This window comes from Heyndrickxia sp. FSL W8-0423, assembly GCF_038009395.1.
In the GTDB taxonomy this organism is placed as follows: Bacteria; Bacillota; Bacilli; order Bacillales; family Bacillaceae_C; genus Heyndrickxia; species Heyndrickxia sporothermodurans.
Map to the genome: position 1 here is coordinate 712504 of NZ_JBBPBE010000001.1, position 14669 is coordinate 727172.

General features: G+C 34.2%; 22 protein-coding genes. 4 read left to right on the forward strand and 18 right to left on the reverse strand.

Features of this window, described 5'->3' with window-relative positions:
- Positions 1-8 precede the first annotated feature (8 nt).
- Together MKY81_RS03510 and MKY81_RS03515 are read left to right on the forward strand one after the other, a co-directional pair.
- A complete protein-coding gene (locus MKY81_RS03510) occupies positions 9-473 on the forward strand; it encodes a TFIIB-type zinc ribbon-containing protein (RefSeq protein WP_341116781.1) in 465 nt (154 codons plus the stop codon).
- On the forward strand, positions 454-1248 hold the full coding sequence (locus tag MKY81_RS03515; protein ID WP_341116783.1) for a hypothetical protein: 795 nt from the start codon (positions 454-456) through the stop codon (positions 1246-1248). The genes MKY81_RS03510 and MKY81_RS03515 overlap by 20 nt, the downstream gene beginning before the upstream one ends.
- A gap of 115 nt (positions 1249-1363) precedes the next feature.
- Here the strand turns inward: MKY81_RS03515 and MKY81_RS03520 are convergent, their stop codons facing one another.
- The 3 genes from MKY81_RS03520 to MKY81_RS03530 all read right to left on the reverse strand — a co-directional run bounded on the left by MKY81_RS03520 (position 1364) and on the right by MKY81_RS03530 (position 4695).
- Positions 1364-2938, reverse strand: coding sequence for an IS1182 family transposase (locus MKY81_RS03520; protein ID WP_341116784.1), 1575 nt, complete (start codon positions 2936-2938; stop codon positions 1364-1366).
- 235 nt (positions 2939-3173) lie between these two features.
- A complete protein-coding gene (locus tag MKY81_RS03525) occupies positions 3174-3308 on the reverse strand; it encodes a hypothetical protein (RefSeq protein WP_341116786.1) in 135 nt (44 codons plus the stop codon).
- Positions 3309-4095: 787 nt separating this feature from the next.
- Complete coding sequence (locus tag MKY81_RS03530) at positions 4096-4695, reverse strand: TetR/AcrR family transcriptional regulator (protein ID WP_341116787.1); 600 nt, start codon at positions 4693-4695, stop codon at positions 4096-4098.
- A 99-nt stretch (positions 4696-4794) separates the two neighbouring features.
- Here MKY81_RS03530 and MKY81_RS03535 point away from each other — a divergent pair, with 99 nt between their 5' ends.
- Positions 4795-5508 (forward strand): GAP family protein, encoded by a 714-nt coding sequence (locus MKY81_RS03535; RefSeq protein ID WP_341116789.1) that lies wholly within the window; start codon positions 4795-4797, stop codon positions 5506-5508.
- 24 nt (positions 5509-5532) lie between these two features.
- Complete coding sequence (locus MKY81_RS03540) at positions 5533-5754, forward strand: hypothetical protein (RefSeq protein WP_099354670.1); 222 nt, start codon at positions 5533-5535, stop codon at positions 5752-5754.
- 797 nt (positions 5755-6551) lie between these two features.
- On the opposite strand, the gene MKY81_RS03545 is transcribed toward MKY81_RS03540, so the two are convergent.
- The 15 genes from MKY81_RS03545 to MKY81_RS03615 form a co-directional block, all read right to left on the reverse strand.
- On the reverse strand, positions 6552-7013 hold the full coding sequence (locus MKY81_RS03545) for a DUF4304 domain-containing protein (protein ID WP_116353940.1): 462 nt from the start codon (positions 7011-7013) through the stop codon (positions 6552-6554).
- A 70-nt stretch (positions 7014-7083) separates the two neighbouring features.
- Positions 7084-7530 (reverse strand): WapI family immunity protein, encoded by a 447-nt coding sequence (locus MKY81_RS03550; protein WP_116353939.1) that lies wholly within the window; start codon positions 7528-7530, stop codon positions 7084-7086.
- Positions 7531-7575: 45 nt separating this feature from the next.
- The gene (locus MKY81_RS03555; protein ID WP_284561384.1) at positions 7576-7842 is read right to left on the reverse strand and encodes a hypothetical protein; all 267 of its coding nucleotides are present in this window, start codon (positions 7840-7842) and stop codon (positions 7576-7578) included.
- A 113-nt stretch (positions 7843-7955) separates the two neighbouring features.
- Positions 7956-8498, reverse strand: a complete 543-nt coding sequence (locus tag MKY81_RS03560) for an SF0329 family protein (RefSeq protein WP_341116796.1) — start codon at positions 8496-8498, stop codon at positions 7956-7958.
- A 70-nt stretch (positions 8499-8568) separates the two neighbouring features.
- Positions 8569-8832, reverse strand: coding sequence for a CPCC family cysteine-rich protein (locus tag MKY81_RS03565; RefSeq protein ID WP_116353937.1), 264 nt, complete (start codon positions 8830-8832; stop codon positions 8569-8571).
- 183 nt (positions 8833-9015) lie between these two features.
- On the reverse strand, positions 9016-9501 hold the full coding sequence (locus tag MKY81_RS03570) for a hypothetical protein (RefSeq protein ID WP_341116799.1): 486 nt from the start codon (positions 9499-9501) through the stop codon (positions 9016-9018).
- An 84-nt stretch (positions 9502-9585) separates the two neighbouring features.
- A complete protein-coding gene (locus tag MKY81_RS03575) occupies positions 9586-9975 on the reverse strand; it encodes a hypothetical protein (RefSeq protein WP_284561386.1) in 390 nt (129 codons plus the stop codon).
- A gap of 100 nt (positions 9976-10075) precedes the next feature.
- Positions 10076-10360 carry a hypothetical protein gene (locus MKY81_RS03580; RefSeq protein ID WP_116354780.1) on the reverse strand — a complete coding sequence of 95 codons (285 nt, stop codon included), beginning with the start codon at positions 10358-10360 and terminating at the stop codon, positions 10076-10078.
- Positions 10361-10462: 102 nt separating this feature from the next.
- Positions 10463-11080 (reverse strand): hypothetical protein, encoded by a 618-nt coding sequence (locus tag MKY81_RS03585; protein WP_341116802.1) that lies wholly within the window; start codon positions 11078-11080, stop codon positions 10463-10465.
- A 231-nt stretch (positions 11081-11311) separates the two neighbouring features.
- The gene (locus tag MKY81_RS03590) at positions 11312-12151 is read right to left on the reverse strand and encodes a hypothetical protein (protein WP_223254543.1); all 840 of its coding nucleotides are present in this window, start codon (positions 12149-12151) and stop codon (positions 11312-11314) included.
- 11 nt (positions 12152-12162) lie between these two features.
- The gene (locus tag MKY81_RS03595) at positions 12163-12573 is read right to left on the reverse strand and encodes a DUF4275 family protein (RefSeq protein WP_116354781.1); all 411 of its coding nucleotides are present in this window, start codon (positions 12571-12573) and stop codon (positions 12163-12165) included.
- A gap of 101 nt (positions 12574-12674) precedes the next feature.
- The gene (locus tag MKY81_RS03600; RefSeq protein ID WP_116354778.1) at positions 12675-13109 is read right to left on the reverse strand and encodes a DUF4279 domain-containing protein; all 435 of its coding nucleotides are present in this window, start codon (positions 13107-13109) and stop codon (positions 12675-12677) included.
- A gap of 19 nt (positions 13110-13128) precedes the next feature.
- Positions 13129-13620 carry a hypothetical protein gene (locus MKY81_RS03605; RefSeq protein ID WP_116354777.1) on the reverse strand — a complete coding sequence of 164 codons (492 nt, stop codon included), beginning with the start codon at positions 13618-13620 and terminating at the stop codon, positions 13129-13131.
- A gap of 37 nt (positions 13621-13657) precedes the next feature.
- A complete protein-coding gene (locus MKY81_RS03610; protein ID WP_116354776.1) occupies positions 13658-14230 on the reverse strand; it encodes a hypothetical protein in 573 nt (190 codons plus the stop codon).
- The gene (locus MKY81_RS03615; protein ID WP_116354775.1) at positions 14227-14559 is read right to left on the reverse strand and encodes a hypothetical protein; all 333 of its coding nucleotides are present in this window, start codon (positions 14557-14559) and stop codon (positions 14227-14229) included. Before MKY81_RS03615 ends, MKY81_RS03610 begins: the two co-directional genes overlap by 4 nt.
- Positions 14560-14669 lie beyond the last annotated feature (110 nt).

Below are 14669 nucleotides of genomic sequence, written 5' to 3' on the forward strand. Positions count from 1 at the left end.
GAAATATAATGTCCGAACAAAAAATCCCCCTTTCCATACCACTGGATGATGAAGGATTTGTTACACTCCAATGTCCTTTCTGTAATTGTCATTTTAAAATAACTGGAACGGATGCAATGGATGAATCGGTTTATGAACTTTTTTGTCCACAATGTGGCTTAGTGGCAGAACCAAATGACTTTCTATCAGATGAAGTAATTGAAAGGGCTATGCGTCTTGCAGAAAATTACGTATTTGAATCACTAAATGATTTTCAAAATAATGTAAATAAATCATTTAAAAATAATAAATTTGTTAAGGTCAAAACAGGACCTGAATTTAAAATGAATTCACCAAAAATAATCGTTGAGTCAGATAATATGGAAACGTACAGTGTTCCTTGCTGTGAGAGATTGGTAAAAACATCACTTATTGACGATACCCTATACTGTCCATTTTGTGGAGGAGAAACACATGGAACTATTGATGGATAAAAAAGAATTCCAAATAATGTCATCAGAATTTCGCAGAGTAGCGAGTAGATTATTAAAAACTAACGTAGATGATGGCTTAGATAACTTAAAAAGATTTCTCAATTGCATTGAACACAATCCAATTATTTGGAAATTCATTGAGGAACATAATACCTTAACTTTTGATATAGCAAAGGCGGTTCAAGAAAGAGAAATGCACGAAGGCTACCATATTGAGCCAGATAAAAATTATGAAATCTCCTTTATTTATCAATTGCTGAAATATTGTGCGGAACATTGCGATAAATACCTATCTATCTGTTACTGGTATGGCTCAGGAAGGAAGTTTCAAGATATGGTCGATTCTTTTAATGATAGAGTCGTTCATCTTTTCGTAAGTCATATAGAAGTTTACTTAAAGGGGGTTTGGTTAGGCATGGGAGATGACGGAAAAATTAATATCAGCGTAAACGGTGGACAAGTTGCTATTGCTCAGGGACAAGGAACGGTGAACGCCACACAGAACAATTACAATGGACAAGCTCAAAACGTAAAAGAATTAGCTGAGGAGTTTTATAAACTCATTGAAATATTGGATATGGATAAAGAGCAAAAAGAGGATACGAAGGAAATCATTGAAGTTGCTGTTGCAGAAGTTGTATCAGAAAAGCCGAAACGCTCTTTGATTAAACATGCAATCGAAAAGGTTGAATACGCAGGGAAGTTAGGAATGGGATTAAACGGTTTAAATACTGTTGGACATCAATTAGTTGGCCTTTTCCAGCAATACCTATGATTATTATATAACAACACACAATGAGGCTGGGACATAACTAGCTTCAATTAGTGAAAAAGGTGAATTTGAGTGTACTCAAATTCACCTTTTTCTTTTTTTGCGTGTAATTCTTCTATTATCTTAGTTGTTGGGCAGTGTATTTTCTTAAATTCACTGCCATTAATGCAAAGCCCATTTCATTTTCTACCTTTGATTTTCCTCGTACGGAAAATCGTGTGAAACGCAAATTAGCCTTCAAGAATCCAAAAACTGGTTCCACATCGATTTTGCGTTTTCGATAGATGGCACTCGTTTTCTCTTCTGAAAGCTTCGCTCTTACATATTCTTTTTGTTGTTCCCATTTTTCATTCACCATTCGTTTTCGATTGTTGCCTTCTTTTGCTTTGGTACAGGAGGGGCGGAACGGGCAGCCCAAACAGTCTTCGCACTCATAGATTTTAAACTTCCGTTGGAATCCTGTACGATCAGTACGGACAGAATAATCGTGAAATGTAAGATGTTTCTGGTTTGGACATGTATAGGTATCTGTTTCTTCATCGTACGGCCAGTTGTCTGGATTGAATAGGTTTTGTTTGTAGGTTTTCTTTTTTTCCTTCATATACAGCGTATAAGGAATAAGTGCTTCACGTTTTCTGTTCAAAAGGATATCATTATAATTTTCTTCACTACCATAACTTGCATCTGTGACGATGTGTTCCGGTAACTCGAAATAATCCTGCTCAATCTCATCTAGAAAGGGAATTAACGTACGTGTGTCTGTTGGGTTTGAGAATAATCCATAGGCAAGCGCATATTGACCTTCCGTTGCGATTTGTGTATTATAACCAGCCTTCAATTGTCCATTTTTCATATAATCATCTTTCATTCGCATAAATGTCGCATCTGGATCTGTTTTAGAATAGCTATTACGTGTACCAAAGATTTCAAGGTCTCGTTGGTATTTCTGTTTTCGTACGATAAAATCAATCAACTGTTTACGCACTTTTTTCGGATATTTGCGTTCATTTCTTAAAGCTTTTCGTTCTGGAACATCCGATGATGCTTCAATTTGTTTATCATACTCGTTTACGACATCATCCACTTTTTGAACCAATTGAGCGAGCTCTTCCAATGATAACTGTTCATCGCTTTCACGTTCGATTTCAGGTATGATTTCATTCTCAAGAAGCTCATCATATAGCTGGTTTGACTTTTCAATTAAACTTTGATGATACTTCTCAATCGACTTCTTCCAGACAAACGTAAATTTATTTGCATTCGCTTCAATCTTTGTACCATCGATAAAAATTGCTTCTTGATCGATCAGTTTTTCTTCAATTAATTGGCAACGGAATTGGACGAAACATTGGCGAATTAAATTTTTCACTTCTGGTTGAACACGGAATCGGTTGATTGTTCGGTAGCTTGGTTCATGCCCTTGAGCTAGCCACATCATACGGATACTGTCTTTTAATAGGGCTTCAATTTTTCGCCCTGAAAAAACAGATTGCGTGTAGGCACATAAGATAATTTTAAGCATCATGCGTGGATGGTAGGCAGGACAGCCATCATTTCTCTGAAATGGTTCGAACGCTTCATGAGGGATACTTTCAACTAAATGATGAACATGGAAGGCAATATCATTTTTTTGTAACTTTACTTCTAAATCTAAAGGCAAAACTAATTGATTCATGGTATAATTTTTAAACATAAGGATCCTTCTTTCTGATTTTATTTGGTGTGGTAACTTAATTTTATCAGAAGTGGTCCTTATTTTATTGTAAAAAAACCAAAAGCCGGTGAAAATTTACTTGTCGTAAATTTCCACCGGCTTTTTCATCTCAGAGGTGGGTTATGTCCCAGCCCCTTTCATCTTGGTATGAGTTAGAATGTATCTGGTACAAACCGTATTACAGATTCGTATGACAACATCTTCTACAAATTTTTCATATTCCTTGTTGATGATACTGCCACATTTCCTTTTTATCCTGATTGAAATAATAAGTGTAATTTGAGAAAGCAATAATCATTTTCTCAAAAATATCTACTATTTTTTCAACCGTATCTACGGTGTTTTCCATTGGCCTAATATTCCCCTGCTAAAAAGTGCTTCCCCGCACCATTCTCCCCCTCACTCCCCCCAAACCCTTGCGGCTCTAAGTCCAACCCCTCTTATCTCGCCTTTTTTCTTCATTCCGTTCTGCTTTATTGTTCTTCCCCAAAACCCCCATTTTCGCCCTCTATTTTCCGTTCTGGCTTGTATCGAATATTCGGACAATGTTAAATAGATGTTCCCTGAACGGGAACAGAAATAAGAAAAAAACATGAAAAAAGAGCCTGAAAAAACCTCTTTCCTCAGCACTCTCTTTCTTCTTTCCCGTGTTCTTTCGAACTGTATAGGAAACGATATGAAAAACACCTGAACACGCTACGGACAAGGGATTGAGGGGATATTTGACAAAAGAAAAAGGGACGAAGTCCTACTGGACCCGCCCCGAATTGATATTGATTTTGTATTGAAAAAACCGATTGAAAAAACGATTGAGTACATAAAGATCTGGCCGCTGCTCTTCCCGCTTCCTATGCCGTTCGGATACCAACTATTTAGCAGTGAGTACCTACTTTTTAGCATGGGGAAGAAGAAAAAGACAGCTATATATAGTAGAAAAAAGAATAGAGAAATAAGAAGCATGGTATTGATCCCACCTTTATTCCGCAAAAGCCCTCGTTACTCGAATATAGTATTTGTATTTGTATTTGTGAAATGTATTTTCCTTTCAATAACATCTACCAATGTAAATTGATTCAGTTTTTTATTTTCAATCATAATCACCCCCAATTTTATTGAGCACTCATTTTATTAACTTTCTAATTACACACTTTGCAAAGTGTTTCTAAATGATAACGGATTACTTCCTTAACCTTTTCTGAGGAGTACACATCAGGTCTTAATAGAGCATGAATTGACAAACCTTCAATCAATGCTGATAGCCTACTTGTTTCTAATTCTACATTAATTGACTCGGGTAAAAGCCCTTGTAAAACTAACATCTGAATCATAGAATTCGCTAATTCATACGTTCCGTTAGTCATTTCATCTTTTTTTTCTTTTAATGTATCACTTGTAATTGAGCGAAGTGCAAAGATCCACCAAACACTCGTTTCAATTTTCTTTTTTTCGTCAATTGGCACAAGCTCTAATAGAACTTCCTCAACTGCTTGCAATGGGTTTTCTGACCAATTTTTACTTTGAGAACGTTTTTTTCCTTCTTCCAGGTAATAATTCATGATAAATAATAACATTTCATCCTGTGTTGAAAAATAATGTCTTAACGCACCAGAGGACATCCCTGCTTCAGTTGCAACTCTGCGTATTGATGCTTTCTCAAACCCTTCTTGCTTAATAATATTCCATGCAGCTTCTGCGATCGACTTCCTCTTTTGCTCATGATTAACAATCTTTGGCATTATTAAAACCACTTCCCTTATTTAACACAGTGTGTTATTATCTTTTTTAGCACATTGTATTATAATAATACCACATATTAAAAAGGAGGTACTATTTAATTGATAGAAACGATTGAAGCAATGATGCCATCTTCATTAATAGACATATCAACAGCCTTAATAATTATTTCCATTTGTGCCTTAGTTGACATATTAAGTCCTGGTGTACTCGCTGTAACAGCCTATTTATTATTGACACAACCTAATCAATTTTCTTCTCGCTTGCTTGTTTTTCTATCTATTACGCAATTAGGCTACTTTGTAATGGGTTTATTACTATACTTTGGTGGAGAATCACTATTGACGAGAATCGAACAATTATCTGAAATTGACTTTATCAATTGGTTTTATATCCTTTTTGGAATGGTTCTTGTTCTAATTAGCTTCAGTAAACCAAAAGATACTACAAAAAAACGTTTAATTTCAATTATACCCACAAACACAACTATCAAAGGGATGATCATATTAGGAAGCATTGTTTTTCTAATTGAATTTGTAACTGCATTGCCTTACTTTTATTCAATTATATTAATGGATCACCTAGCAATAGAGACTACTCCTTCTATCTTAATTATAACTGGGTACAATCTTGTAATGGTGCTTCCTTCACTACTGCTTTTAGGAGTTAATATTGTGCTTAAAGACAAACTACATCAATTTCTAAATAAAATCAGGTCAAAATTAAATGAAGCTCCAATTTCTTCACTCTTAGTAGCGATAGGAGTAGTAGGTGCAGTTTTTTTCAACATCGGTCTTAGAGGCATATTAAATTAAAAAAATTTTAATGAGGTGTTCATCATGAAAGAAATTATTAGTGGACTTAGTTTACTATTCCTTATCCAAGGAGTAGGAGGGCTAATTAATCATCTAACAAATGGAGGTAAAAGCTGGTTTTTAGTTAATTATGTTGATGCCTTTCAAGGATTTGAAATCATTTTAAACATTGTATTTATTATAGTTGGCGGGGTCATAGGTTTAGCATCTCGTAAAAAAGACGACTCTACTAAAAGTGAAAACTAAAATGTACAAATTTACAATACAGCGGAGGAATTCTCACCACTTCCGCTGTTTTCCCTTTACTTTGCCTTTTACAAAAGAAAAGGGACGAAGTCAAACTGGACCCGCCCCCCGAATTTTGATTGATTTTACGATAGAATCAAGATTAAATACATATTTGTTTACCCGCTGGTCTTCCCGCTCTGGATACCAACTATTTAGCAGTAGGTACCGACTTTTTAGCGTGGAAATCAACTTTTTAGCATGGAGATAATTGTTGTCCCCATCGAATAATAACGTTCCCCCGCTCCATCTTCCCCCAATCCCCCTCAAACCCTTGCCACACATGCCCTCACACCCTTTTCTCACCTTTCCCCAATCTCGTTAAAGAATAATAACGTTCCCGCTTTTTTCACCCTTTTTCCTCATTTGTGTAACGATTTTTCACTGAATCCGAAAGAATAATAACGTTCCAGAATAGAGGTAAGATTTAAGGTTGGAGGGAGCGGTTTTTCCCGCTTTCTTTCACACGTTTGCTCATGCCTTTTCTTCTTCTTTTTTGTTGCGAAACCCTGTAGTTACTTGTCTTCTCATGCTTTTCTTCATGCTTTTTCTCATGCTCTTTCTCGCTCTTTCCCCCGCCTTTTTTCGGGCATAAAAAGACCGAAGGTCTGCCTGAATCGGATCAGGAAACCTTCGGATTTAGGAACGTTCTTTTTAGTTAAGGAACGGTTTTATTGTGTAAGAAGCGGTAATTTTAGTTTGAGACATAGTAGGGATAAGATTTAAGGAAGAAATCATTTCGTTTGTTAGCCCTTATTTCAAGAATGTTTCTGTTGGTTAAGTAACTTTGAAATCCATGAACGGTCAGATGTATTTAATAAATCTAAAACATTCGATGCAACCTTTTCAAAATCTTCTTCTGTTTTTACATTTTCAAAATTAAACCAGATTCCATCTTCATCTTCTGATTTAGCCCCTAACCTATACCGTCTGTTTATATGATGGGCAGTAACTTTATTAAGCGGGACTTGTTCTCCCCAAGACATCGTTACACCTTTAATTGGACAAATTGCTAATTCCACTACAAATGAACCGCCCCATTTGTTAAATTGGAAAGTAATTAAATCAATATTATCTTCATTTTCACGTCTAAAGTGAGGAAATGAGCCTTTAAACCCTTGATTTCTTAATACAGGTATAACAACTTTTTTCAGGGCATTATCCATCATTTTTCTTTCATTCGATGCCACAATATTTCCCCTTACCTTTAGTTTATTCATAATCCTTCTTCATCGTCTAAAAGAACCACTATTCTATTGAACATTCGCACTCGTAGAAAATATAAAGAAGTTACTTATTCTTAACACCTTTTAAATCACCATAATAATCCACAATTTTCTTTAACTCTTTAATGGTTTCTTCAAAAAAACTTTGATCGCTTTCAATTTCGAATTTCAATTTGTTCTCTTGATATGCTTTTTCCTGAAAATAACCGTCTATGGTGATTTGACCTAATTTATCAAATTTAATTTCAATTTTCAGGTTAGTTTCGGAAGTCCAAAACGTAGCAACACCGCTCAATTTACGATAACAACTTGCTAATTGTTCGTGGAACTCATAGATTTCACCAGTAGTAAACCACAGTTCACCATTAACGTAATAATTCCCACTCTTAATTTCTATTCTTCCTTGAACATCATAGCCACCAAAATTACTTGTCAAATCGGGAAAGCCAAATACTTCTTTTAACTCAATTCGTATAAAGCCCTCTTTACCTTTAATGACAAACTCATTCACACTTTTCATCTCATTTCAATTAGGTAGATAGTTAGCTTACTGTTATTAATATGTAGGCGAGTAAATTCTATCGGTATCAGTATCTATAACAAAGTCCACCTTAATAGCCTCTGAATAAGGTATTTGTTCAAAGTTGTAAATTTTGCAAAATACGTCAGAAAAATCCCTTTGCTCAAAGTTCAATTCTTTGGCTTTGAGATACATTTGCTCCAATTGTTGTTTTGAACACTTTTTACCCGTAAGTAGAACTTGTTGAAAGTAACCATCAATTTCAATAATCATAATAATCACCACTGTTTGCTGAACAGTCATATAGCTCAAAATTCTCAATACTTTTCTGTATCATGCATTGCATTATAATAAGGATAAAATAACTAAACACTAAATTTTAACAGAAGCAGACATAGTAGGGAAAAGCTAACCGCCTAAGAACAATCGGAAGCAATATGCATGTTTTCTGCCTGACAACGTAATTCATAAAAATATCTAACTAATTCATGTTCTCCTAAAATAGACACTTCCATATTATGCAATGTTCTTTTTCCTACTCTACGGTCTAACAAACAGAGTATTTTAATTAGGATATCATATGACTTTAGGGATTCTTCAATGGAAGAGTTGAAATATTCCTCTAATGAAGAAAAGAAGTCGTATTGAGCAAAGATACCTTCTTTTTTCAATTGTGTGTGGGCTTGATCTTGTATGAATCTATTTTTTGCTACATCATCATAATCAAAATCATTCAGATTCCTTCTGATATCTCTTTCTCTATAATACTCTTCTCTTTCTGCTGTAATTGTACACATACTTAATTGCTCAACTTTATCAACAGTAATGACAGCCCGACCTAACCCATCATGTGCTTTTCTATAATTAATGACTTGAAAATCCACCCTTGAACGCAAAGGCTCACAGATAAAACTTTTTAAATGTTTCTTGGCTTTACTCCACTTAGGCTGATATAACAATTAACCATCTCCTGATTATTTTATTTAATCGTTCCCTTTTATTGTGTAATACATTTGATGCCTTAATAAACTATAACGGTTGCCATTCTGAATCTTTTTCATCCTTTTCGTTAGGTTTTCTGACAAACTCCATACACTTCTCCTCGCAAGCTCCAAATAAGATGTAGTTTCTTTGTGCCTGCCTTAATGATGGAGTATTTGCACCACCCTCATAATCAACATCATCATACTGAATCCCGTCATCTTCCCAATAACAGATATTGCATATAGCATATGTTCCAGGTGGTTTTTCATCTAATGTTTTATAACCGCAACAAGGACAAGTATATTTCACTTAATCACCTCAGTATAAGAATCACTTTTATTCCATTTCTGTATATGTATTTTTCAATAAGAGAAGGCACTTTTCTTATTCCAAAAGGATTGGAGCATTTCTTTTGATCTAATCACCTGTTCTGAGTTTTCTAAGAACAAAGGACTTTTTTCAATTATAGGATAATAGATTTAGTATTCTTTGTTAGTTGAAGAATACCGTTTCATTAAATGAAATCCCCAAATAGCTATATCTTATATCAACCTTAAATATTGCCTCATGATGAATAACACTAACACCATAAATTTCATCATCCTTAGTGGCAGTACCATCATCTAATTTATTAAAGTACGAAGAAGGGGCTGTACCTTTTTTAAGAACAATATCCCCTATATTCTTAAATCCATATTTTTCTGATTCTTGATTTTCAAAATCATCCGTTATAATGAAACCTTGTACAGCATCACTTTTTTGTACTTTTAATTTTGATGGTTTTTCATTGTTATTAACTGAAACGTCTAAATTCTTCACTTCGAGAAACCCTTTATTACCAATTCCGACAACAACCGATTTTTTATCTTCACTTGAAGCAAGTGTACCAATTTCAGGCGGGTTGAATTTTACTAAGGAATAAAGACCACCAATAACTATTACTAAAATTAGAACTGAAAACCAAATTTTCTTCTTCAAATTCTCCCATCCTTTATCGTAATCACTCTTCAACTAACCTGTTCTATGAAAAAATGCGACATTCCTCCGTTTGCTTAGTAAGGTCTAAATTTTTTTAAATTTACTTTGAACTTTAACAAGAACATATTTTTTACTCCACATTTGGGTAGTAGCAATTAATCTTTCTCCCTCTTTTTCAAAGAACAGACCACTACCATCTTTTTCTTTAAATTCCCATCCCTTAGAACCGATCATTTGTTTAATATTTTCATCAGCGATCAAAACACCTTGATTATCTGTTCTGGTAATATACCAAATCGTATCGCCTTCTACTGCAATTTCTACTACTTTACTATCGGAGTTTTCCAATTTTTCAATCGTCTCTTTAGCTGATAAATTATTAATTGGAAGAGAAGGATAGTATAATTTATTTACAAATATGAAAACAACCAAAATAACAATTACAATAGCCGAAATAAATCCAACTCGTTTCAATGAACTCCCCCCTTGTTTTTAAATTGTGATATCTAAATAATTATTCTTCAACTAAACTACGACCTTAGTGAAAGAGTGTCTCCATTATATTTTCATTGAATCACTGTTTCAATCCTTTAGCTCTTAACCTTACAAATACAAATTTGCCTATCATAAAACAAACAATGCCCGCTAAAAATGACAAAATTAAAAGCACTGCACCTCCTGAATTATAAACAATACCAAACGCAACCTCATTTTGGAGCATATGAACATTATCATAAGTATTTATGTCGCTTGGAATATGAGATTTTGTCAGCAAGTATCCTTTAATTATCGTAAATCCAAGGATTAGTACATGAATAATAATCGAAAATATAACTGCATGCAAAATTGTCTTTTTCATCTATTATAAATTACCTTTCTGTTTTGCAAATGAGACAGAAACGAGCATCAACGATAATCATTTTTATAAATTGCATATTTACTTAAACTAATCCATAAAACCTCACTTACCTATTACAATAGTATAATTGGGAATTCGCTGTGCAATCGTTTCAATGGACTTGTTTTCCTCTAAATCTGAAAATAGCAAAAAACCATATGCATCATGGGTAATCGCTATTGACGTTGATTCTTTAGTCATATCTATTAAAATCGTAGAGTATTCGGTCTCTTTACCTTTCCAGTCTTTCCCCAACTTATTTATAATACTTACATTATCAGAACAGGAAAGGATAAATGTGCAATTCGATTCTGCCATCCAGAAAGAGGTACGAATGATTGATTCAAAGGCAACTGCATCCGTTATTTTCACTTTAAATAGGGGAACGTGGTATTTAAGCATTTCACTATCTTCTGTTGAAACATATGCTACATCAGCTAATGAATTTACTTCATACTCTTGGCCTAACCTTTTCAATAATGTTTCAAATTCATCATAATCGTTATAGGTAGTTATAGTTAAGTGGATTGGAAACCTATTTATTTCATGTAGATAATCAATTAACAGCTTCTCAATTTCTTTTACTTCAATATGATATATGTATTTAGGTTCACCTATAATTTCATATCTATCATCATACTTATTAAGACCGCTTATGCTTGAAATATAAACAGTAGCCACTATTATCACCTTCTTAAAATACGATATTTGCATTTTCAAAAAATTACTGGCCAACGCTACTCATTCAAAAAGAGCAATTCAAGACAGCCCAATATTCTTCAACACTTGCTTCCATTTGTTTAAAAGCGATTCTAATAAAATCCAACACATTTTAATAATTCACAATCGTTGTGTACATGTTGCTTTGACCATCAGTGAAGGTAATTTTTTTGTGCCATTCGTCAAATCCATTTATGCAATACTTCCACCATGCATGGAAAATATATAGAAATCCCCTTCGTCTGTTAAAGTCCAACCGTCAAAAAAGGAACTGGCATGGAAGACATCTACAAAGACATTATCACATTGTACGATTAGAAGTGGACACTGTTCGAATAACTGAATATCTTCAATTTTTTTACCAACCAATAGCTCTTTGACCGATTTCCATTCACTTTGGTTAGATTGAATATCTGTTTCTCCTAACAATATTCCTCCTGTATCCCGAATTCGCCAAGGACATTCAATAATTATTGCCCCTTTTTCCAACCTAATAATGAAATGAACTTCTGAATCAATGGCGGTAACTTTCTGTCCAATCAGTTCCTTAAACGTGATCTTACTTATTTTTGTATGCCATAGATTACGTGCATGAGCAACAATCATTTCATAGATCTTATCCAGGGTATAGCCGTAATCGTTATCTCCGTACTGAAAGTCATCTATGGCATCACTGATCTCCTGCCAATTCATCTGTTCTTCGAATAAATCGTTTGCAATTGTACAAGCATAAATCTCTTTCACAATTGACACAGCATTCTTTTTGGGCATTAATAATTGTGAATGTAGGCATTTTAAATGGTAGTCTACACATTGTTCTTTAGAAGGTGCTTCTCTTTGAATACTATTTATTGCATCGACAAACATCTTTTCAATTTCAAATATATTTAATTTCCCTTTCATACTGGCTAATTTCTTAATTTCGAGAAAATCCAAATACAAATAAGAATTTGCCCATCCTACATAATCTGATGCCTGTACTGTACCTGTATATTTCTTGTAGTACAACTCTAAAAGTTCTATATGGAACACCTCAATTCATACTATTCTTGGCAAAAGTACGGCCCACACCAACCCGTTTCGTGCGTTTTTACATAAGTCCAGTTGAATTCCTTATCTACCACGTACACATCTGCTTCATTTAGGAAATCATTTGCATTTAAAGATGAAGCATTTTCAAGAATAAATGCATCATCAGAATGTTGATAGAAAACGTAACAGGACTTCTTTGACTTTTTGTTAAACGCTATGTCGGCTTGTTCTACTTTTAAGCAATTCTTTTTCTCATAACTAAATATGTGCCACAAAAAATCATAAAGATAAATAGATTTCTTTTCTTGATCGCTGAGATGATTGGCAAAATTGTTTTCCCATCGTTTCCTCAAAAATGTTCCCCATTTGTCTATTTCAGTCACCTTTACTTTTTTGCTTCTAAGCAATGATACTAAGTCCATACGATTTTCCAATAAGACACCTACTTCTCCTTTAACTTTATTAAATTCATTGTTGATTCATCTTATAAGGTAAAGACCGCTTATTTTTGTCCTTTCCTCACCTATTCATCTATTTCATCGTAGGGATTGGCGTATAAATCAATATCAAAATCAGCATTAATGCTATTGGCAAATGCAATTAGAGATTCATCTAAATATAAACCAGGTGTATAACCGTTGTTCATTATGATGACAATGGTGAATCTACATTCTAATCCGAACCGCCTTTTTAAATCATTGATGATTGATGCCTTACCCCCGATTTGATTGATAATTAAATTTAACTGATCACCAACGTCCAATGATTCTTGATAACCTGTACTTAGCTTCCAACGGGTATAACCTCTTACATGATTTTCTGTAGGAGATATTTTCTTTATGATGTCACCTTTTTTATAACTTTCAGTTGGTACGATATCCAATTGTTTTGTTACAGCATCTAATGAAAATTCATCTGCAAACAAACTAAAATACACCATCACTTGCGTTTTCTCCATCAATATCCTCCACTTTTTATTAATTCGTTATGTAAGGAGATTTGAAGTCCTCGACAAATAATCCCGTTTCCTTAACAACCTCTATAGCTTCCGTACAGTCTTCACTCGCCCCAATGTACATATAATAATCGTATCCAAAGTGAACAAAGAATTTCTTCTTATAGCCTAATTTACACCAAATGGCATTCCGTAATGTCAACTTGACTAACTCTCGGACTTCCTGTGCAGTCACCGCTTTTCCTATCCAAATCTTTGATAGAAATTCATTCGCCTTTTGATGTTTGATCTCGTCAGACCTTTGCTCTAAGGCAATTACATAAACTCTATTCAAACCCATTTCCGTCATAAATGTCGTGATAGTATTTATGTACTTTTCCTCCGTAGCCTCATACTCCTCCATGCTTATCTTTGTCCCAACTTCTGAAAAACAAGTCCATTCTTCATGGTCAAGATAACTTCCATCAGCATTCCTTTTTAATGGATCATATTTTGTTATTCTCCAATAATTCAATGAATCACTCCCCTTTTGAATAAATCAAACACATCATTTAATCATTTTTTCTATTGATTCCAAGTTTTGTTTCCAATTGAGAATGTGTAATGATCGTTACATGTTCCAGATTAATTTCGGGTATATCCGCTCCTGAAATCTCTTCACCAATGATTGCTATAGTAAAAGGAGAACTTTCAAAAATAGTTTCAACCAACTTTGCATACAGCTCAACAACCTTACTTAGCCAAGGGTTTAACTCTTTTGTAAGAGGATATCTATATGGAAATTTTTCTTCAAGTATAGCTTGTGGAATTGAAATATCTAACCAATCAGACTCACCATGAACCCTAATTATGCTAATCACACAAGGTAACTGATTACTTGCTGTTAGAGTTATGGTTCCATAAAATAAATGAACACTCTCCTCTTCAATATTTATAGGAAGAGGAACAGGAGACGTTTGATAATCACTTTTTTCTACCCACATTCCATTAAAAAAATCACATTGGTATAATGAGTCCAGAGCATCATTTAGCTTTTTATGATCACCTGATGGATGATACTCAATTGAAAGTTCATAAAATCCACCAGTCCATATTTCAGGGTTAATATAGTCTGCATACTTCATTCATTTTTTCTCCTATTTTGATGCGTTGATTTCTTTTGTTCTGTTTCAGGCTCCCATCTAACAAATGCCCATTCGTGTATTGTATTAACAGTTAATGGTGTTGGATGGAAGATGTATTCCTCTTGAACCTCATTAATGTTAGGGAAATCAGATAACACTTCAGTGCAAGCAACACTTAACACTTCCTTTTCATCCTCTGTTGGCTCATGATCGAAAAAAGCCTGCCATAACAGCCGATTATTTGTTAAAATTACTTTTAATCCTCTCAAATTTTCAGGAATTGCACCGATTAAAGCCCGATGTAGGCTTAATACTAATGAGTTGTTCATTGGAAGCCTCCTTCCTCTCACTCAATATTTTCAAACTGTCTTTTATCGTCAGCTCTACAAACATTCCTATCACTTACACAAACACACAAACACTTTACAATGCCCCATAT

Excerpts from the sequence above, each read along its gene's own strand:
- MKY81_RS03510 (WP_341116781.1), top strand. The coding sequence starts at position 9 with ATGTCCGAACAAAAAATCCCCCTTTCCATACCACTGGATGATGAAGGA.
- MKY81_RS03515 (WP_341116783.1), top strand. The coding sequence starts at position 454 with ATGGAACTATTGATGGATAAAAAAGAATTCCAAATAATGTCATCAGAA.
- MKY81_RS03520 (WP_341116784.1), bottom strand. The coding sequence starts at position 2,938 with ATGTTTAAAAATTATACCATGAATCAATTAGTTTTGCCTTTAGATTTA.
- MKY81_RS03525 (WP_341116786.1), bottom strand. The coding sequence starts at position 3,308 with ATGGAAAACACCGTAGATACGGTTGAAAAAATAGTAGATATTTTTGAG.
- MKY81_RS03530 (WP_341116787.1), bottom strand. The coding sequence starts at position 4,695 with ATGCCAAAGATTGTTAATCATGAGCAAAAGAGGAAGTCGATCGCAGAA.
- MKY81_RS03540 (WP_099354670.1), top strand. The coding sequence starts at position 5,533 with ATGAAAGAAATTATTAGTGGACTTAGTTTACTATTCCTTATCCAAGGA.
- MKY81_RS03545 (WP_116353940.1), bottom strand. The coding sequence starts at position 7,013 with ATGAATAAACTAAAGGTAAGGGGAAATATTGTGGCATCGAATGAAAGA.
- MKY81_RS03555 (WP_284561384.1), bottom strand. The coding sequence starts at position 7,842 with ATGACTGTTCAGCAAACAGTGGTGATTATTATGATTATTGAAATTGAT.
- MKY81_RS03580 (WP_116354780.1), bottom strand. The coding sequence starts at position 10,360 with ATGAAAAAGACAATTTTGCATGCAGTTATATTTTCGATTATTATTCAT.
- MKY81_RS03595 (WP_116354781.1), bottom strand. The coding sequence starts at position 12,573 with ATGGACTTAGTATCATTGCTTAGAAGCAAAAAAGTAAAGGTGACTGAA.
- MKY81_RS03600 (WP_116354778.1), bottom strand. The coding sequence starts at position 13,109 with ATGGAGAAAACGCAAGTGATGGTGTATTTTAGTTTGTTTGCAGATGAA.
- MKY81_RS03610 (WP_116354776.1), bottom strand. The coding sequence starts at position 14,230 with ATGAAGTATGCAGACTATATTAACCCTGAAATATGGACTGGTGGATTT.
- MKY81_RS03615 (WP_116354775.1), bottom strand. The coding sequence starts at position 14,559 with ATGAACAACTCATTAGTATTAAGCCTACATCGGGCTTTAATCGGTGCA.